This is a genomic window from Streptomyces sp. NPDC107546, from assembly GCF_055639175.1.
Window position 1 is genome coordinate 37,046 of record NZ_JBVKBA010000031.1, and the last position, 18,923, is coordinate 55,968.

17 protein-coding genes are annotated in these 18,923 nt (G+C 69.0%); 6 read left to right on the forward strand and 11 right to left on the reverse strand.

From position 1 onward, the window contains the following. Positions 1-53: 53 nt before the first annotated feature. The 4 genes from ACZ7L1_RS31645 to ACZ7L1_RS31660 all read right to left on the reverse strand — a co-directional run bounded on the left by ACZ7L1_RS31645 (position 54) and on the right by ACZ7L1_RS31660 (position 4,944). Positions 54-1,754 carry a ferredoxin reductase family protein gene (locus ACZ7L1_RS31645; protein ID WP_471442016.1) on the reverse strand — a complete coding sequence of 567 codons (1,701 nt, stop codon included), beginning with the start codon at positions 1,752-1,754 and terminating at the stop codon, positions 54-56. A 358-nt stretch (positions 1,755-2,112) separates the two neighbouring features. Next, positions 2,113-2,604 (reverse strand): hypothetical protein, encoded by a 492-nt coding sequence (locus tag ACZ7L1_RS31650; protein WP_471442018.1) that lies wholly within the window; start codon positions 2,602-2,604, stop codon positions 2,113-2,115. A 91-nt stretch (positions 2,605-2,695) separates the two neighbouring features. After that, positions 2,696-4,186: a sensor histidine kinase gene (locus tag ACZ7L1_RS31655; RefSeq protein ID WP_471442020.1), complete on the reverse strand. Its 1,491-nt coding sequence runs from the start codon at positions 4,184-4,186 to the stop codon at positions 2,696-2,698. Beyond that, positions 4,183-4,944, reverse strand: a complete 762-nt coding sequence (locus tag ACZ7L1_RS31660) for a response regulator transcription factor (RefSeq protein WP_471442022.1) — start codon at positions 4,942-4,944, stop codon at positions 4,183-4,185. Before ACZ7L1_RS31660 ends, ACZ7L1_RS31655 begins: the two co-directional genes overlap by 4 nt. Positions 4,945-5,641: 697 nt before the next feature. On the opposite strand from ACZ7L1_RS31660, the gene ACZ7L1_RS31665 reads away from it, so the two are divergent. The 5 genes from ACZ7L1_RS31665 to ACZ7L1_RS31685 all read left to right on the forward strand — a co-directional run bounded on the left by ACZ7L1_RS31665 (position 5,642) and on the right by ACZ7L1_RS31685 (position 12,272). Next, positions 5,642-7,228 carry an IucA/IucC family protein gene (locus tag ACZ7L1_RS31665; RefSeq protein ID WP_471442024.1) on the forward strand — a complete coding sequence of 529 codons (1,587 nt, stop codon included), beginning with the start codon at positions 5,642-5,644 and terminating at the stop codon, positions 7,226-7,228. A 79-nt stretch (positions 7,229-7,307) separates the two neighbouring features. Then, positions 7,308-9,002 (forward strand): IucA/IucC family protein, encoded by a 1,695-nt coding sequence (locus ACZ7L1_RS31670; RefSeq protein WP_471442026.1) that lies wholly within the window; start codon positions 7,308-7,310, stop codon positions 9,000-9,002. Next, positions 8,999-10,201: a type III PLP-dependent enzyme gene (locus ACZ7L1_RS31675; RefSeq protein ID WP_471442028.1), complete on the forward strand. Its 1,203-nt coding sequence runs from the start codon at positions 8,999-9,001 to the stop codon at positions 10,199-10,201. Before ACZ7L1_RS31670 ends, ACZ7L1_RS31675 begins: the two co-directional genes overlap by 4 nt. Positions 10,202-10,207: 6 nt before the next feature. Further along, the gene (locus ACZ7L1_RS31680) at positions 10,208-11,644 is read left to right on the forward strand and encodes an MFS transporter (protein WP_471442030.1); all 1,437 of its coding nucleotides are present in this window, start codon (positions 10,208-10,210) and stop codon (positions 11,642-11,644) included. Positions 11,645-11,873: 229 nt separating this feature from the next. After that, complete coding sequence (locus ACZ7L1_RS31685; RefSeq protein WP_471442032.1) at positions 11,874-12,272, forward strand: hypothetical protein; 399 nt, start codon at positions 11,874-11,876, stop codon at positions 12,270-12,272. 24 nt (positions 12,273-12,296) lie between these two features. On the opposite strand, the gene ACZ7L1_RS31690 is transcribed toward ACZ7L1_RS31685, so the two are convergent. After that, positions 12,297-13,139, reverse strand: coding sequence for an undecaprenyl-diphosphate phosphatase (locus tag ACZ7L1_RS31690; RefSeq protein WP_471442034.1), 843 nt, complete (start codon positions 13,137-13,139; stop codon positions 12,297-12,299). A gap of 180 nt (positions 13,140-13,319) precedes the next feature. Here ACZ7L1_RS31690 and ACZ7L1_RS31695 point away from each other — a divergent pair, with 180 nt between their 5' ends. After that, positions 13,320-13,742 carry a YkvA family protein gene (locus ACZ7L1_RS31695; RefSeq protein WP_471442036.1) on the forward strand — a complete coding sequence of 141 codons (423 nt, stop codon included), beginning with the start codon at positions 13,320-13,322 and terminating at the stop codon, positions 13,740-13,742. A gap of 66 nt (positions 13,743-13,808) precedes the next feature. Here ACZ7L1_RS31695 and ACZ7L1_RS31700 read toward each other — a convergent pair whose 3' ends face one another. From ACZ7L1_RS31700 to tpg, 6 genes are all read right to left on the reverse strand, one after another. After that, a complete protein-coding gene (locus ACZ7L1_RS31700) occupies positions 13,809-14,384 on the reverse strand; it encodes a Chromate resistance protein ChrB (protein WP_471442038.1) in 576 nt (191 codons plus the stop codon). Between the two features lie 137 nt (positions 14,385-14,521). Beyond that, a complete protein-coding gene (locus tag ACZ7L1_RS31705) occupies positions 14,522-14,788 on the reverse strand; it encodes a hypothetical protein (protein ID WP_471442040.1) in 267 nt (88 codons plus the stop codon). 23 nt (positions 14,789-14,811) lie between these two features. Continuing rightward, the gene (locus ACZ7L1_RS31710) at positions 14,812-15,495 is read right to left on the reverse strand and encodes a hypothetical protein (RefSeq protein WP_471442042.1); all 684 of its coding nucleotides are present in this window, start codon (positions 15,493-15,495) and stop codon (positions 14,812-14,814) included. Between the two features lie 36 nt (positions 15,496-15,531). Next, positions 15,532-16,740, reverse strand: a complete 1,209-nt coding sequence (locus ACZ7L1_RS31715; RefSeq protein WP_471442044.1) for a hypothetical protein — start codon at positions 16,738-16,740, stop codon at positions 15,532-15,534. Between the two features lie 296 nt (positions 16,741-17,036). After that, the gene (locus ACZ7L1_RS31720) at positions 17,037-18,005 is read right to left on the reverse strand and encodes an endonuclease/exonuclease/phosphatase family protein (RefSeq protein ID WP_471442046.1); all 969 of its coding nucleotides are present in this window, start codon (positions 18,003-18,005) and stop codon (positions 17,037-17,039) included. A gap of 225 nt (positions 18,006-18,230) precedes the next feature. Continuing rightward, positions 18,231-18,785, reverse strand: a complete 555-nt coding sequence (gene tpg, locus ACZ7L1_RS31725) for a telomere-protecting terminal protein Tpg (protein ID WP_471442048.1) — start codon at positions 18,783-18,785, stop codon at positions 18,231-18,233. Positions 18,786-18,923 lie beyond the last annotated feature (138 nt).

Here is an 18,923-nt window from a genome sequence, read left to right on the forward strand (position 1 = left end):
CCTCCGGACAGTGCGACGAGAACGGGATCAGGGCGCTGTGGAGTGAGTGGCGGTCAGAACTCGAAGGGGTCGAGGTGGATGTGGCGGTGTGGTACGCCGAGTCGGCGCAGCACGTCCAACGCGGTGGCGATGAGGCCGGCAGGTCCGCACAGGTAGACGTCGCGGTCAGCCACGTCGGGGACGAGGTCCGTCATGCCTTCGGGGGTGAACAGGCTCTTGGGCCATGGGTCTTCGCGGGAGCCGAGCACGTAGTGGATCTGGGCGTCGCGCTTGCGGGCGAGTTCCTCAAGTTCGTCGCGGAAGAGGAGTTCCTCTTCCGTGCGGGCCCGATAGACCAGATCCGTCCGCGCGGGCATCCGCTCCAGCAGGGCTCGTATGGGGGCGATTCCGCTGCCGGCCGCGATGAGCAGGGCTTTGGGGCGGTGGCGCCGGTCGGCGGTGAAGGTGCCGAACGGGCCCTCGGCTATCACGCGGGTTCCCGGGCGCAGGGAACGCAGCTGGGTGGTGTGGTCGCCGACGGGGCTGACGGTCAGGCGCAGCCACTGCCGGTTGGGGGCGCAGGAGAGCGAGAAGGGATGGGATTGCCACCAGCCCTGAGGGGTGAGGAAGCGCCAGCGGAAGAACTGCCCCGCGCGGGCGCCGATCCGGTCCAGGTGCCTGCCGTGGACGTAGATGGAAAACATGCCGCCGGGCTCGGGCACCACGGCGGCGACTTTCAGCCCGTGGCGCAGGTTCAGCACCAGCGGCTCCAGCACGCGACCCCAGGCGAGGCAGGCGATCGTGAGCGCGTACAGGGCGGTCCAGTAACCGCGGGCCACCGGTGACTGAAGGTCGCTGCCGAGTGTGAACTGGTGGCCGTAGCCGAGCAGCAGCACCAGGTAGGTCGTCAGGTGCAGGACGTACCAGAGCTCGTAGCGCATCCGGCGGCGTACCGACCGGATGGCCAGGAGGGCGATGGCGACGAGGAGGCCGGTGGCGGCGAAGGCTCCGGTCATATCCTCGTAGGTGGCCAGCATCGTCCAGGTCTGCGAGCCGAAGGAGACGCTGCCGGCCAGGGCGTAGCCCTGGATGATCAGCACGGTGTGCGCGAGAATCAACGTGACGGTCAAGGCGCCCAGTCGGCGGTGCCAGGCCATCAAGGAGTCCGCTCCGGCCCACTCCTCCAACCAGCTCACCCGGCTCATCATCAGGACCTGAGCCAGCAGGACGAAGCCGCCGGCCACGCCGGTGATCCGGCCGGCCGCGGTGAGCGCGCCGGCGAGGTCGGTGATGGACTGCGCAGGGGTGTTGAACCACCACAGGGCGACGCTGGCGGCCAGCAAGGCCCAGAATGCGAGCACTACCAGGAGCCGGTTGCCTTCCGCCTCGCTGCCGCCCGCCGGCCCAGGACGGTGGGTGACACCCGCGTCGGGGCGATCACCGATCGCGGGTGCCTCCGGCCGGTCGAGCGGCTCCTGGAATCCGTTCTGTGGCGCCTGCCGACTGCGGCGCTGTCGCCGGGCATGACGGCGAGGAATGTCGGGAGAGCTGCTGCCCTGGGGCCATTGGGTCATGCCCGCTGCCGAGGGGTCGGCGGGTGTCCCGATGCCCGTCCAGTCACCGACCGCAGCCTCGAAGGCGGCAGTGTGGTCGCCGGAGACGGGGTCGGGGAATGGGGTGGCGGGCGGAAGGACCGCCGTCGTGTCGTAGTAGGGATCGGTGCCGCGGTACGACGGCAGGCCCCCGACTGCTGGAGCGGTTCTGGGCACGTCCATGGGTGTCCTGACCTCGTTGACTCGCTGCCGGATCGGCTCACGGCCAACCGACGGGTGCCGCCGCGTTCCGAGCCGGTCGACACCCCTCGGTCGATGCCGCTTCCCCCCTCCCGAGCGCCGACTGGGTTGGCCCACCCTGTGCCTGACCGTGGCGGACAGGACACCTGGCAGCACAGGGCCGGGAAACGAGAGCCGCCCGCCTCGCGGTCGCACAGCGGCCACGCGGCGAACGTCGGGGAACGGCAAGGACTTTAGGAGGCTGCACTGCAACGCAATGTCAGCGAACCGGCAGCAGGCTGCCAAGAATCAGCCAATGTCTGACTCTCTGCGTTCAGGAGGCCGGATGCGACAGTGGGCGCTATGCCCTGTGGCCCTGCCGCCTCGCTTCGGCGGTGGCGGTGAAGAAGCCACGAGCCGACAGCAGGAGCAGGACCGGCATCGCGATGTCGGCGATCAGGCTTCGCCACAGCAGCGTGCTGTCGTGGTGGGCGATGGTGGCCGTGTATCCGATCGCTGCGATCAGCACGATCCAGCATGCGAACCAGGCCCACCGCTCTCCTCGGCGGAAGGGGACGACAACGATGACCAGGAAGAGCAGCGCGAAGGTGAGTTCGTGCAGTGCATAGCCGTACTCGAGCGTGGTGATGTAGTGCGCCGTTCCTGGTGTGGATCCCTTTAGCGTGTTGAACGAGGCACCCGCCAGTTTGGTGAAGACCGGTGAGTGGTCGGCGGGCAGGCCGTGGGCGTGGTCGGAGACCAGGTCCATGACTGGTGCGGCTATGAGGAACAGCCCGATGACCATCAAGCCGATCCAGGCGATGGTCCTGGTCTTCGCCGGCGTTGCCGCCATCACGCCCCCTCATCTGGCGCTGTGGACCCTGGGCCTTCTCCACAGCGCCACGCGCAGTCCGTCAGAGACGGTCTGCTGCCTCGTTGAGGGTTTACTGCTGTCCGTCGGACACGGCAAGCGGACGTTCGGTGGGAGCGGGCGGTACCGCACCCTGTTTGGTCCACATCGCGGAGCGCGAGCGCCGGGACGGCGGGGTGCGGTGTGCGTCGGCGGGCCTGAGGCGGACCACGGCGTCGAGCCCCCCACCGGGCGCGGCCTGCAGGACCACCTCACCGCCCGACGTGTGTGCCAGTTGTCGGACGATGGGCAGACCGAGCCCGGTGCCCTCGTGGTCGGCGTCGTTCGCGCGCCAGAAGCGGTCGAAGGCACGTCCCCGTTGTTCCGCGGTCATACCCGGCCCCTGGTCGATCACGTGCAGCTCCACGACGCCGGGCGCTCCGCTTGGGATTGCGGTGGCCAGGGTGATGGTGGTGCTGGGCGGTGAGACCCGCAGGGCGTTGGAGAGCAGGTTGTCGATGATCTGCTCCAATGCACCGGGGATCGCCCACACCCGGCCGATCCGGGGGCCCGCCACGGTGATGTCGACGTAGTGTTCGCCGGCGAAGGCGGACCAGATGGCTGCGCGGTCGGCGACGACGGCGTCGAGGTCGGTGGCCTCCGGTGTGGTTGCCGAGTTCTCCAGCCGGGCCAGGGCGAGCAGCCCGTGCACCATGCGGCTGAGCCGCTCCACCTCGCCCACCGCCGCGTCGAGGCTGCCCTGCGCCCGTGGGTCGAGGTAGGGCTCGAAGTTCTCCAGCCGCAGCCGCAGCGAGGTCAGTGGGGTCTTCAGCTGGTGCGACGCCTCCGAGGCGAAGGCGTGCTGGGCCTTGAGCAGGTGCTGCAACCGGGTCGCGGTGCGCACGAAGGTGGAGGCCAGGCGGCGCAGTTCGGGGGGTCCGAGGTCGGTGGCGGGCGGGTCCTTGAGCGTGCCGTCGGCGAGTTGGCTCGTGGCGTGTTCCAGGGCCCGTACGGGGCGGGTGATCCAGCGGGCCAGCGCGAGCGCTATCACCGCGACGGCCGCCAGCACTCCCAGACCGACGGCTGCCAGCACCATCCAGGCGTCATGGATCTTGGATGTCACCGGTGCGAGGGGAAAGGAGGCCCGGACCACGCAGCGGACCGTGGTTCCGGAGGCGCCGGGCACGGTGGTGAAGAAGACCTTGTCGCCCAGGGCGGCGTCCTGTCGTGTCCCGGAAGTCGAACGGTTGCGCAGGGCGGTGGCGATGTCCGGTTCGGCGGACAGGTCCGTCCCGAGGGGAGCGGTGTTGCCTGAGTCGGTCAGCAGTCTTCCGGTGCGGTCCATGACGGTCACGTGGCTGCCGGTGCGGCGGGCGAAGTCCGCCACCACCTCCGGTACGTCGGAGGCGGACTGCCGTTCGACCTTCTCCTCCAGGACCTCTGCGAGCATCACCGCCGCCTGCTGGGCGTTGCCAGTGAAGCGGGAGGTTTCTGCGCGTGCGTAGACGTAGCCGAACGGCACTTCCAGGCACAGCAGGACGAGCAGGGTGAGGCTGAGGTAGCTGAGCAGGAGGCGGCGGGTCATCGGGCACCTCCTTCGTGTTCCTGCCGGGCCTGCGCCGCCGGTTGGGCGTCGGCGGGAGGGGAGAGCCGGAATCCTACGCCGCGGATGTTGTCGATCCAGGCGGGATCTCCGAGTTTGCGGCGCAGGGCGGCGATGTGGACGTCGAGGGTTTTTGTGGGGCCGAAGTAGTTCGGCTCCCACACGGTGTCCAGGATCTGCTGGCGCGTGCGGACGGCTCCGGGGTCGTCGGCGAGGTAGGCGAGCAGGTCGAACTCCTTGGGCGCCAAGGCGATCGGGCTGCGGTTCAGGTGGACCTGGCGGCCCCGTCGGTCGATGGTCAGCGGACCGATCTGCTGGGCACGGGCCGCTGGGGCCGGTCCCGCGCCATGCGGTGGGGGCGGCACGGCCAAGGCCGCATCGGCGGCCGACGGAGCGGTGCGCCGTATGACGGCCCGGATCCGCGCGACGAGCTCCCGGACCCCGAACGGCTTGGACAGGTAGTCGTCGGCCCCCAGTTCCAGACCGAGAACCCGGTCGACCTCGTCGCTCCTCGCGGTGATCATGATGATAGGCACCTGGGAGCGGAGTCTGAGCGTCCGGCAGACGTCGATGCCGTCCATGTCGGGCAGCCCCAGGTCCAGCAGCACCATCTCCGCTTCCGCGGCGGCGAGTCCGTCGGCGCCGGTGCGGGCGCGGTCGACGGTGAACCCGAAACGGCCCAGACCTTCCACCAGCGGGCCGGCAACCCGGTCGTCGTCCTCGATCAGTAAGACACGCATGTCCACAGACTCACAAGTCTGTGGTGTGCCGCGCCGGGGAATCGCCTGAATGTCCCGGGAACTACCGTCGGCGAAACTGAACAAGCGCTTTCCTCACCGATTTCTCGCCAAGAGCAAAGGGCCACCGACCGTGGCGCCCTGGAGACGGTCGGCGGCCCTTTGCGGCCTTTCCTTACATGCATGCGGCCTTTTCTCGCACGAACCACCCGTCGGCATCGACCGACGGTGGCTTCCGCATGTCATCGACCCTAGGGGCGGCGATACAGAACACGGTTAGCGGACTGACAGCGCGATGCCAGCAGTCTGTTAAGAAAGCACAGCATGTGCCGAACCGCCCGGTCGAAGGCGTTGTTGGCGGGCGGCAGTCGGGAACCGCCGTGCGCCCGGGCCATGCCGGGAAGTCGCCCATCCAGTCGTTTTTCCTGCGACTGTCCTATTTTTGGGGCGGTGGAGTGAGCAGAACCCTGGATCGATTCTGATGGCGCCCTTCCCGCCTTCTGGACATCACTTAACTAACGATCCCGTAACGTTGTCGGCAGTTGATCGCGGATGGCGCCCGCATTCCCGGTTCTCCGGTGAATCCGGCCGGTCACACGCGCTCCTCTCAGCATCTCGGGATATGCCGCGCCGGCCCCGCGCATATCGCCTCCCCCATTCCCTTCCGCTCGTCTTCCTATGCCCACGGGACGGTGACCCAATGCCGTACAGCAGCACGATCGACGATCTGCCCCAGGTGCGCCCCGACCTGGTCGAGCCCTTCATGGCCGCACTCCCCGGTGCGCGTGCCACGGTGCTCGGCCGGCTGTGGGGTGCCTTCGCCCGCGAGCCCCTGCCGGGCATCGCCAGCCGCCGCCACGACGCCGGCACCCTGGTCATCCGCCTCGCCGACAGCGGACAGCTCACCGGCCCGTCAGCCGCGGCCGAACGATTCGCTCCCGTCCCCGACGGCTTCACTGTGACCGGCCCGGACGGACCGATCGACGAGCCGACCAGGCTTCTGGCCACCCTGGGACCGCTCACGGGTGGCGCGGCACGGTTGGCCGCCGAACTCGACAACAGCATCGCCAACCTGGCCCTGGCACGGGCGGCGAACCATGAGCCGCGCGAGGTGCGGGACTCCGCGGACGCCGAGCAGGCCGTGGTCGACGGCCACCCGCAGCATCCGTGCTGCCGTACCCGCACCGGGCTGTCCGCCGCCGAGGTGCTCGCCTACGCGCCCGAGCACCACCCCGTCATTCGCCTGGCGCTGGTCGCGGTACCGGCCGATCGATGGGAAGGCACCGGCGAGTGGCCTGAGGAACTACGCGAGGGCGACACGGTGCTGATGCCGGTGCACCCCTGGCAGCGCGACCACGTGCTCGCCCACCACCCGGACCTGACCGTCGTGGACCGTACGATCGCCGCCCGCCCGCTGCTGTCGATGCGCACCATGTCCCCGCTCGACGCCCTGCCCGGCTGCCACATCAAGACGGCGCTGGACGTCCAGGTCACCAACTACCGGCGCACCATCTCCCCGGCCGAGGTCTGCGACGGTGCCCCGCTGTCCGAGCTGGTCACCGCGGTCGTCGACAAGGCCGGGTACGGCGAGAGCCTGCGCATCCTGCGCGAACTGGCCGGCGGCGCCGTTCTCGTGGACGGAAAGTCGTCGTCGAGCCTGGCCTCGATGATCCGGGAGTCGTCCGAGTGGCACCTCGGGCCCGGGGAGATCGCCGTCCCGCTCACCGCCGTCCACGCCACCGGAGCCAGCATGGTGACCGGGGACCCGGTCACCTGGCTGACGGAGTTCGCCAGGCTGGTCCTGCCGCCCGCGCTGACGCTGCTGTCGATGGGTGTGGCCCTGGAGGCGCACGGGCAGAACACGCTCGTCGCCCTGCGGGACGGGCGTCCGGTGCGGGTGCTGTACCGCGACCTGGACGGCGTACGCATCCACCCCGACCGGCTCACCCTGCACGGCTTCTCCCTGCCACCGCTGGCCGGCACCCGCGCCGGGAACGACGAGACCGCGCTGCGCACCAAGCTGTTCGGCGGCCTGCTCAGCGGCGTCTTCAGCGAACTGGTCGACGTCCTCTCCCGCAGCCGAGGAGCCGATCCGGAGGAGCTGTGGGCCGCCGTGGCCGCCGTCGGCCGCCGTGTCTACGCCGACCTTCCGGACGCGGCCGGGGACCGGGAGGCCTTCTTCGGCGACACGCTGCCGCTGAAGGCGACCATCGCGATGCGCCTGGCCGACGACTCCGGGGCCGCGCAATGGACCCCCGTTCCCAACCCCCTGGCCCGTTATCGCTGACGTCCGCCCCGACGCACTGGCGAAGCACCTCCCGCCGCACCGAACAGCACATCCGCCGCACTCATGGGAGCCCCACCGCATGACCGTCCCCAGCACCACCAGCACCGCTCTCGCCCCCGCCGGCAGTTTCGAGCAGACCGCCGACGCCGTCACCGCCCACACCCTGCTCAACTGCCTGATCCGCGAGGTGTCCGCGCCCGAACGGCAGGTCACCGTCGCCAAGGACCACCTGCTGCTGCGGCTCCCCCGCCGCGACACCCTGCTCCGCGTACGCCTGCGCCGCGTCTCCCTGATCGGCGCCCACCGCTTCGAGGGCCCGGTACAGCGGCACAGCGGCTCCACGTGGACCACGGTCGGCTGGCGCGAACTTGCCGGATACATCCAGGACGAGCTTCAGCTGCGCACCGGCGTGGCCAACGACGAGTTCCTGGCCCAGGTCACCGACAGCAGGAACACCATCCACACCGTCCTCGAACAGCGCGCGACCGCGACGCTGCCGGATGACCCATACCTGGCGTCGGAGCAGTCCCTGGTCTTCGGCCACCGCTTCCACCCCTCTCCCAAATCCCGCACCGGCGCCCCGGAGGACTGGCTGGACTACGGGCCGGAGACCGGCACCCGCTTCCCCCTGCGCTACCTGGCCGTCCGCCGCCGCCTGGTACGCGAGGAAGGCGACCTGAGCCGGCTCGACGCCCTGCACCCGCAGGAGCGGAAGGGCTTCGTGACCCTGCCCGTCCATCCATGGCAGTACCGGCTGCTCAGCAGCTACCCGGGACTGCGCAGGGCGATGGCCGCGGGCCACATCATCGACACCGGTGTCACCGGCCCCGACTTCGCCCCCACCGCTTCAGTGCGCACCCTGTACCAGCCGGACGCCGACGCCTTCCTGAAGTTCAGCCTGAACGTCCGCCTGACCAACTGCGTCCGCAAGAACGCCTCCTACGAGCTGTCCGGCGCCGTCGCCCTCAACCGGATCCTGAAGCCCCTCTTCACCAAGATCGCCGAGGCGCATCCGGGGACCGCGCTGCTCGCCGAGCCCGGCTACCGCAGCATCGCCCTCGACAACGACCTCTCCCTGCTGGAGGGCTTCGGCGTCATCGTCCGCACCGGTCTGCGCGAGCACCTGCGCCCCGGCGTCACCCCACTGCTCGCCGCCGCGGTGGCCGACGAGCACCCCACCAGCTCCGCCCAGGTCTCCCGCCTGCTGGCCCGCGGCGACGGCGACGTGCTCGCCTGGTGGGACGCCTACCTCGGCCTGCTGCTGCCACCGGCGTTGACCGCCTACTTCGAGCACGGCGTCGTCCTCGAACCCCACCTGCAGAACGTCGTCGTCGGGGTCCGCGCCGACGGCACACCGGCGCAGATGCTGTTCCGCGACCTGGAGGGCACCAAGCTCGTCCCCGAGCACCACCGCGAGACCCTCGCGGCCCTGCCCGAGGACGTCCGCGCCCCGATGACGTACGACGCCGAACGCGGCTGGAACCGGGTCGCCTACTGCCTGCTGGTCAACCACACCGCCGAGGTGCTCGCCGCCCTCGCCGACACCGACCCCGCCCTGGAACCGGCCTTGTGGGGTTTGGTCCGCGACCACCTCGACGCCTACGCCCGCAGCGCCGGCGACCCGCCCCGGCTGCGCGCCCTGCTCTCGGGCGTGCCGCTGCCCGCCAAGGCCAACCTGCTGCTGCGCTGGTCCCGCCAGGCCGACCGGCACGCCGGCTACGTACCCCTGCCCAGCCCGCTCGGCGAGGGCTTCCCTCGCGAGGTGACCCGATGAGGGACCACCTTCTCCGCCACATCGAGGGCCTGACCGGCGACGACCTGCCCGCCTACGTCTACGACCTGGGGGACCTGCGCGAGCACGCGGCAGCCATCCGGGCCGCTCTGCCCGAGCGCGTCCAGCTCTTCTACGCCGCCAAGGCCAACTCCGACCCCCGGCTCCTGAAAGTTCTTCAAGACCATGTCGACGGCTTCGAGGTCGCCTCCGGCGGTGAACTGCAGCACGTCCAGGCGACCTGCCCCGGCACGCCGATCGCCTTCGGCGGCCCCGGCAAGACGCCCGCCGAGCTCCGGCAGGCCCTCCAAGCCGGAGTGGAGCGCCTGCACATCGAAAGCGAACAGGAACTCCACCAGCTCGGCCGTCTCCTGGGCGAGGGCACGGTGGACGTCCTGCTCCGGGTCAACCTGCCCATCGCGCTGGGCCCGGTGGCCCTTGCCATGGGAGGACAGCCCAGCCCCTTCGGCCTGGACCCGCTGGACCTCGACCGCTGCCTGGCCCTCATCACCGCGGACCGACGCATCCGGCTGCGCAGCATCCACGTCCACCTCGCCAGCGGCCTGGACGCTACCGCCCAGCTCGACCTGGCCGGGCAGGTCCTGACCTGGGCGACCGAATGGGCGGACGAGAAGGGCCTGGAGCTGACCGAGGTCAACCTCGGCGGCGGCATGGGCGTCGACTACACCCGCCCCGAGCAGCGGTTCGACTGGCCGGCCTTCGGCGCCGGCCTGCGCCGCCTGCTTCAGCGGTATCCGGACCTGACCCTGCGCATCGAGCCGGGCCGCTCGGTCTCCGTGTACTGCGGCTGGTACGTCACCGAGGTCCTCGACATCAAGCGCAGCCACGGCCACGCCTTCGCCGTCCTGCGCGGCGGCACCCACCACCTGCGCACCCCGGCGACGAAAGGGCACAACCAGCCGTTCGAGATCATCCCCACGGACGCCTGGGACCGCCCGTGGGCGCGCCCGCAGATCCAGAACCAACCCGTCACGCTGGTCGGCCAGTTGTGCACCCCCAAGGACGTCCTGGCCGCCCACGTCCACGTCCCGCGGCTGTGTGCCGGCGACAGAATCGCCTTCGCCCTGGCCGGAGCGTACGCCTGGAACATCTCCCACCACGAGTTCCTGATGCACCCGGCCCCCGGCTTCCACCACCTCGACCACGCCCCTGTTTCCGTTCCCGCCGGATCCCACCCGTAGAAGGTCATGAGCAAGCACCGCCGTGTCCGCAGCAGCGACAGGTTGCAGTCCCTCCGCGCCCAGGTGGCCGCCCTCGACATGGGGGGCCGGCACCGCAGGGTCCGCAGGGGCGGGAAGCGACGGGCCCCGAGCGAAGCACTGGCCACGCTCGGGGCCCGCAACTTCCGCCGCTACCTGATTGGGCAGCTCGTCTCCAACATCGGCACCTGGATGCAGCGCGCCGCCCAGGATCTGCTGGTGCTCCAGCTCACCGGCAACAGCGGTAGCGCCGTCGGCATCCTGACTGCCTTGCAGTTCTTGCCCCAGACGCTCTTCGGGCTCTCCGGGGGCGTCTTCGCCGACCGCTTCCCCAAACGCCGCCTGCTGATCGTCACCCAGACCGCCATGGGCCTGCAGTCGCTGCTGCTGGGCGTCCTGACCGTCACCGGTGCGGTGAACCTGTGGTACGTGTACGCCCTGGCCTTCGTACTCGGCACCGCGACTGCCCTGGACAGCCCGGCCCGCAACGCCTTCGTCTCGGAACTCGTCGGCAGGGAACGCCTGGCCAACGCGGTCAGTCTCAACTCCGCGCAGTTCAATGTCGCTCGTGCGATCGGCCCGGCCGTGGCGGGCCTGGCGGTCGCCGCAGCGGGCACCGGACCCGTCTTCCTGATCAACGCAGCGTCGTACCTGGCCGTCCTCTACGGCCTGATCGCGATCAGAGCCGGCGAGCTGTACGCCCCGAAGGAGAAGAGACGCGGAAACACCCGACTGTCCGACGCCTTCCGCGCCATCCGCTCCACCCCCGACCTGCTGCTGCCGATCACGGTCATCGCCTTCGTCGGCACCTTCGGCCTCAACTTCCAGGTCACCATCTCCCTGGTCGCCATCACCGTCTTCCACTCCGGCTCCGCCGCCTACGGCTACCTGTCCGCCGCCTACGCCATCGGCAGCCTCATCGGCGCATTGCGCGGAGCCGGCAAACGAAAACCTCCCACCATCCGCCGTCTGGTCACCGCCACGGTCGTCTTCGGAACCCTGGAGGCCGTGGCGGGCCTCATGCCCGGCTACGCCACCTTCCTCCTCCTGCTCCTGCCCACCGGTCTCGCCTCCGTGACCGTCACGACCACCGCCAACGCCATGACCCAGCTCCACGCCGATCCGAGCCTGCGCGGCCGTATCGTCTCCGTCTACCTGCTCGTCCTGCTCGGCGGCACCCCCATTGGCGCCCCCCTGGTCGGCCTGGTCTCCGACACCCTCGGCGCCCGCTTCAGCCTCATCCTCGGCGGCGCGATCTCCGCCGTGGCCGCCGTCGCCCTGTCGGCCGTGATCGCGGCCCGCTCCCACGCGCTCGAGAACACCGCCCCGCTCACCGCGGTGGCATCACCGCCGCCCATAGGCATCGACAGCCGATTCCGATCCGACGCCGCCTACCAGCCTGCCGCACGCCGCCCAGCGGCCTGACACGGCCTGAGCGGAACGTTGGTCGATTCCTAACAACCCGCTGGCACAGCTCTGCACTTGTCCTGTCCCCCGGCCTCCTAGGCTGCCGGTCAGCGGTCATGCCCCCAGGCCAGGAAAGGACACCGTGCGATCCGAGTCCGAAGGCCGTCCTCAGCCGTCCTCAAGGCCGGAGCCGGATACGTGTAACTCCGCCCGGCCTCTCGGTGACGCCCCGATCTCGCCGATCACGGTGACCCCCGCCGTCGACGACCCCGAGGAGGACGGCCCAGGGCTGTGGGACCGGCTGGGAGACCGCAGAGCCACGGCCCTGAGCGCCGCCGTCGTGGCTTTCGTCTTCCTTGGTGTCCTCCTCGTCGTGGCGATGGTCACGGACGGCCTAACCCTCCCCGGGAACGAGGCGCAACCCGCCGGGGGCGGCGCCCGGGTCACGCTCCCCACCGGTCGGGCCGCCCCCTCAAAAACGCCGGCGCAGCCCACCGCACCGACCGTCCCTGTGACACCCACGGCCATGACCGCTCCCCCACAACTGCCGACACCCTCGGGTACGGGAGGCGACGGCGGTCAAGAAGACCACAGCAAGAGGGAGCACAAGGTCGAGGACGACGGCCATGACGAGGAAGAGCGCTGAGGCTGACCCACCGTCACGTGCATATCAGCCCATGGAGCCTGCGCCCGGAGCGAGCACGCCGGCGGTCACCAGCCCGATGATGGCGATGCCCAGCAGCACCCTGTAGACCACGAACGGGATGAAGCTGTTGTGGGAGATGTACTTCAGGAACCACGCCACCGCCGCGTACCCGACCACGAACGCGATGCCGGTCGCCAGCAGCGTCGGCCCCCACGCGGGCCCAGGACCCTCACCGATCTTGAGCAGCTCCAGTCCGCCGGAGGCCAGCACTGCGGGGATGGCCAGCAGGAACGAATAGCGTGCGGCGCCTTCGCGGGTGTAGCCCATGAACAGGCCCGCGCTGATGGTGCCGCCCGAACGCGAAACCCCCGGAATCAGAGCGAGAGACTGCGCGAAGCCGTAGCCCAGTGCCTGCGGGAAGGTCAGCTCGGTGACCGGCTTGGCGTACCGGATGGCCCGCGTCCGGTCGGCCACCGCAAGGACCAGGCCGAAGACGATCAGCGTGGTGCCCACGATCCGCAGGTCTCGCAGCGATGTCTCGATGGTGTCCTGGAACGCCATGCCGAGCACGCCGATCGGAAGCGTGCCGACGATGACGAACCAGCCCATGCGCGCGTCCGGGTCCTTGCGCCGCTCCGGTCGTACGAGCGAGGCGCTCCAGGCGCGGATGATGTTGCCGATGTCGCGCCGGAAGTAGATCAGTACAGCGCTCTCCGTGCCCAGCTGGGTCACGGCGGTGAACGCCGCACCGGGATCCTCCCAGCCTGCGAGGGCGGAGAAGACTCGCAGGTGGGCGCTGGAGGAGACGGGCAGGAACTCGGTCAGTCCCTGCAACAAGCCCAGGACGACGGCATGAAACCAGCTCATGGCGCCGGACCCTACAACACGTAGGGTCCAAGGAGAGTCGGGGTTACTCCCCTTGGACGGGCTGGGAAGTCGAGGCGCGGGTGCCGACCTCACAGCAGCGAGAATGTTACACCAGTAACATTGTTACGGGCGTAACATGGCATGAGGCGGGTCGGCGCCAATGGACTATGAGGTGGATCAGTGAGCGGCATATGGCAGACAGCGATCGGCGTCACGGTGGGCTTTCTGGCCTGCTGGCTGCTCCTGCTCGCCACGCTGGCGATCGCGCGTCCGAAAGGCAACCTGCTCACCGAGGCGGTCCGCCTCCTGCCCGACCTGCTCCGCCTGGTGTCCCGCCTCGCCCGTGACCGGTCCATCCCGCGCCGCACCCGCTGGCTGCTGTGGATCCTGGCCGGCTACCTCGCCCTGCCCATCGACCTGGTCCCCGACTTCATCCCGGTCCTGGGTTACTCCGACGACGCCATTGCCGTCGCCCTGGTGCTGCGCGCCGTCATCCGGCAGTCCGGATCCGACGCCCTCACCCGCCACTGGCCCGGCACCGATGACGGGCTGAACGTCGTACGCCGCCTTGCCGGACTGCCGGTGGCCGCTGCTCAGGAGTAGGTGGGCGATCCCCCGTAACCGTTCAGAGGCGCGCCCGCCCTGATACTGCTCGCCGCTGTGCCCAGCTCAGGCGGGGTTTGTCGGCGTGTCGGCGCTGTCGGAGTGCTCGCCTCCCAGCGCAGCCGCCTCGAACGCGGCCAGCGCCTGGGACGCCCGCGCCAACTCGGCGCGCACCAGTTCCCCCCGCGGAGCGCCGAAGTAGTCCCGGGCCTCGATCTTCGCGACCCACGAGCGGAACCGCTCCAGGTCCGCCTCCGACTCCTCCACCTCCGCGAAGATCGCGCGTCCGCGCCCGGACTCCATCTCGAGCTCCGTGAAAAACGACGGCAGCCGTTCCAGCACCTCCGCGTACTCGCTGTCGACCGCGGCGGTCATCTCCTCAGCGAGTCCGCATCGCTCGCCTTCGTCAGAGATCTTGACGTGGACGACCCGCATACGCCCGCCATCCGTCCTGACCCGCTCGCCCAACTCGGCGACCGCGCCAGCCACCGCCGGCCGGTCGGGCAACAGGCACACCGACTGCTGCAGATACAGCGCCCCCAGTCCCTTCAGCTTTCGCCATACCTGCATCCGCAGCGACGACGCGGCTCCCGCCGTCGTCACCGACACCAGGAGCCACCGCGTATCGACCTCATGTGCCACACGGCGACCGTAACCCAGCGCCGGCGGAGTGGGGTTTCACGTGCGGGTCACGAACGGGCCGTGCCGTCGGCGTGCACGTCGAAGGGGGGAAGTACGGCCGAAGCGGGGGAGCACGGAGAAGGAGGTGAGCGACCGGATCACCGTCGGCCGCCTGGGCGCCTTTGCGTGCTCCGGTCGCGGGCGTCCTCGATGGTGGTCTGGCGTAGCTGCTTGATGAGGTGCTGAATGTCCTCGACGTGGGCGCCGGCCTTAAGCTCCTGGTAGATCCTGCCTGCGATCTCCTTCTGCCGCCATGTCTGGCTGGCCACCAACTCCTCGCCGAACTCGGTGATTCGGGCCGCACGGCGCTGCGCGGCGGGGTCGTCCTCGGGGTCTGTGCCGCCGTATGCGTGGTAGGAGGGCATGGTCGTGCTCCAGTTCCTTCCGCTTAGTTCTGCCCGGTCTGCCGGTTCTGCTGGGCCTGTCGGGCCTTCTGGCGCTTCATGGCCTGTCGCGCCTCGCCGAGGCCGCGGAACGGGTTGGTGGTCAGGTCGACCGCGGTCTTGCGTACATCCATGGAGTGGTGCCCGTTGAAGTGCAGGACCCAGGCGAGGATCAGCAGCCGGTTCACGCGGGAGTCATGGACCGTGACGTCGTAGGTGGCCCGGATCCCTGCGCGCCGGGCGAAGTCGAACCCCTCGGACTGCGGCCCGGAAAAGCGGTGCTGTGCGGACAGAATGGCGTCGAGGCTCGGGCGGCTGAGGTACCAGTCGATGACCGGAGCGCGGCGCAGCCTGGTGTTCAGGCCTTTGGGCTGCCCGGTCAGTTCCCCGAGGTCATGCTGGACCAGGGTCCACGCGCCGGTATGCCGGTGCCAGTCGGGGGAGCGGACCTCGCCGATCTGCCTGCGGTCGGCCGAGAACGGCATCCACGGAGTGACGAACCCCAGGGTCTCGTCCGGGCGTTCCGAGGGGAATACGCGGTATTCGGGCATGGAGTGGTGCGGGGAATCCTTGTGCATCAGGATCACGGGCGCGTGCTGCCCGGCTTCCCGCACCTCCCAGGTGGTGTGCGAGCGGCTGTAGTCGGCAGAGACCGTGAACTCCTGAAGTGACTGGAGCAACTGGTTCACTGGATTCCTCCTGGGCGTGGGCGCCGGTGCTGATGTTCAGGCCGCGGGTAGCATGCCGATGCGGGACGCCCCCATGGTCGGGGACCAGCCGCCGCTCTTCTCGAACTCGAAGCCGCGCTGCTCCACGTCGTCGATGAGACTGCCGACGGACGGGGGCGACTCCACGAAGTCCATGGCCTTCTTGGCCTCCTTCTTGATGGCATCCAAGGCTTCGGAGATCTGCTCGAAGATCGTCTGGATCATGCCGATCTTGTTGATGATGAACCTGACGATCTTGTACATGTTGTAGAGCCTTTCGGCGGTCCAGAAGCCCGCGACGGCGTCCGCGACCGGGTCTTCGGGCCCGAGGCCGACCGCTTCGATGGCGGCGTCGCCGGCAATCATTTCCGCGAACTGCTCGATGAGTTGCTTTATCTCGTTCTCCATCAGCTCGCCGATCTCGCTGAGCGCCTTCCAGACGAGTCCCACGACGACGTAGTAGCCGTCCTTGAACGCGTTGCCCGCGAGCTTGGCCGCATCACCGATGCCGCCGATGCCCATGGTCCAGCGGAACATGTACGAGTCGAAGTTCGTCGCGGTCTCCCCGGACCACTCACTGCCGAGCCTCCAGGAACCCCTGCGCAGCGTTCCGGCCACCGTGTACGCCGCATTGGCCAATTCGTCGTAGGCGTGGTGCAGGTAACTCAGCCGACCGAATTCGCCGAAGAGAGGCGTCAGCATCAATTCGACCAGGCTCTGGCCGGTGCACCACTGGAAGGCGTGCTCCGCCATCTTGAGGTCTGCACTGTGCTTGGCCGCGAACAGCGCGGCGTGGATGGCTTTCGACGTGGTTTCGTCGGCGTCGTCCAGTTTCTTGAGTTCGACTTCCTCGTCGCTGAAGTTGCCCAGGTGCGAGGCGCCGGGAAGCGTCGAGATGTCCGGGAAGGAGAAGGAGGACTGCGGGTATATGTTGCGCAGATACGCCGCGTTGTCCTGGTCGACCTGGGTGTAGGCGGCACTCGTGCGCTGGATCTTTTCGTCGATCACGCCCATACCGCGCTGGCACTGGGCAAGCTTGTCGCTGAAGAAGGCCGAGACCTCGGGGACGAACGCGCGCGCCACAAGGAGCAGTCCGTCCAGGCCGTCGACCTGCGCGCACTCGTTGGCACTCCACTGCACAAGTCTGCCCAAATGGTCGCTCTGCTTCTTCGTGAGCTCCGCATAGGCGTGAAAGTCGCTCTGCGCCGGCGCGCGGAAGCCTGTCACGGCCACTCCCCCTTTGACGTCATGTCAGTGTCCGGTACCGGTGGGACACTACATGTCGTAGTGACAGGTTTGGCGCGTTGTTGACATGTTCATTAACGAATGTTGGAGGATGGCTCGCTCTATGTGTCCGTGACGGGCCGGAACACAGCCCCGTGCACCACGGATAAATCATCAGTCGACGGAGAGCCGCCTGATCTCGATGGCGAGGCCGAGGGTCTCCTTCTCGGGTGGATGGATGGCGCCGATGTCGGCGATCTGCTGGTTCCGGGGGTGGGGCGGACCGCGCCGGCGCGGGACTAGAGATTGAACGTGGCTACCACGGGCGAGTGGTCGGAAGGCTTGTCGTGCGGTGCGGCCGGCTGCGTGGACACCACGGTTGGCAGCTTGTTGGTTGTGGTGGAGACCTTCTGGAATTTTGCGAGCAGGGAGTGGCTGATCAGGATGTGGTCGATGAGTTCGGGCTGGCCCTCGAAGATGCGGGAGTATCCGCCTTGTTCGAGGATGCGCGGGGCGAGGTTCCACAGTCTCTTTGTGTCGCCCTGGTCGGGGTGGTCGAAGCCGCTGGTGCCGATCTGGGAGCCGGGCGGGCCGTAGAGGATCTGGGTGGTGGCGGCTTGCCAGTCGTCGTTGAAGTCGCCCAGCACGATGACGTCGCGGTTGATGCCGTCGTCCTGGAGGAGCTCGTCGGCCAGGGCGCGCATGGTGACGGCTTCGGCGCCGCGGCGGAAGAGTGCGTAGGCGGCGTAGCGGGCGCGCAGGCCTTCGTCGTGCGTGCTGTGCTGGTTGCCCGGGAAGGTCAGGAGCTTGGACTTCAGGTGGCAGACGGCTACGTGGAGGCTCTTTCCGGGGGCCGGCTCCACTCGCGCGGACAGGGCTCCGCGGCCCATCTCGTTGATGGTGCCGCCGTCGTCGTCGACCTGGACCGGGCCCAGGTGGTCTGGGAAGGCGACGCGCTGGTGGAGGTCGAGCAGCGGCCAGCGGCTGATGATCCCCACCCGGATGCCGCGTCCGTCGGGATGGTTCGACACCGCGGTGTGCCAGGTGCCCGGCAGCTTCGCAGCCAGGTCGTCCAGGGCCTCATGGCTGCCGACCTCCTGTACCCCGAGCAGGTCCGGCCCGATCTCGCTGATCACTCCGGCCAGCGCTTCCACCTTCGCCTCGTAGGTGGCCTCGTCCTTGGCAGCGCACTTGTTGGCGGATGCCGGGCTGCCCGGCGGCAGCGGTCGGCAGAAGTTTTCCAGGTTCCAGGTCCCGATGATGCCCACGACTGCTCCCGTCGCTGTCGACCAGGTCTGGTCCATTCTTCCGGCAGCACAACACCGGTCTGGTTCGTCGGGGAAACGCGCCTATCGCGTCCACCCGAAAGCGGGAATTATCCGAAATCACGGCGAGAAGCTCGAAGAACACCGCTTCGCCTCATCGCTCTGTCTCTGCGCCAACCTGCGACGTTTCTCCTCCTGCTGAGCTGCCCGGGCCGTCGGTGAACAGGCTCAGAGGTCGAACTCGACGTGCTCGACGTCGGTGAACTCAACGTCGAGGCGCTGGGCGCGGCGGCCGCGGTCCCGGAAGTAGATCTCGCCGAGGCCCTCGGCTGCGATGTCGCGCAGCTGCCGCTCGGTGGCGCCGGCTTCCTGTGCGTCGAAGAGGCGGGCGGCGTACTCGGGGGGCAGGGCCACGGTGAGGTGGCGCAGCCGGGGGTCGTCGGTGGTGCCGGGGGCGGCGGTGTAGCCGAAGCGGGCGCGGGTGTCGATGACGATGCCGGTGGTGGTGGCCGCCTGCTTCTTCGCGCGGGCGCGGACCTGCGGCTGCCAGCGTCTGCGGACTTCGCGCTCGAGGCGCTCCGCGAGCTCTCGTCTGGGCTTGCGGATCTGGTCCTTGACGTAGCGTTCGACCGTGCGTTGGGTGATGCCGAGTAGCTCGGCCGTCGGCCTGGTCCCCTTGAGCTGCTTGACGACGTAGCGCATCTGCGCGCCTGCGCTCTTCGGGATGGGGCGGGTGAACGCCTTCTGGAGTGCCTGTTCGAGGCCGTCCCCGACCCTGTCCATCGACCCACCCCTCTCTTACTCTCTGCCGTCGGCAGCGGCGATCTGGCCGTCCTTGATCTAGCGGATCGTGCTTACCGTTCTGTATTCCGACTGCGAGTCGCTTCAGTCGCTGCTCGGCTTGTCATGACCACTCTGACC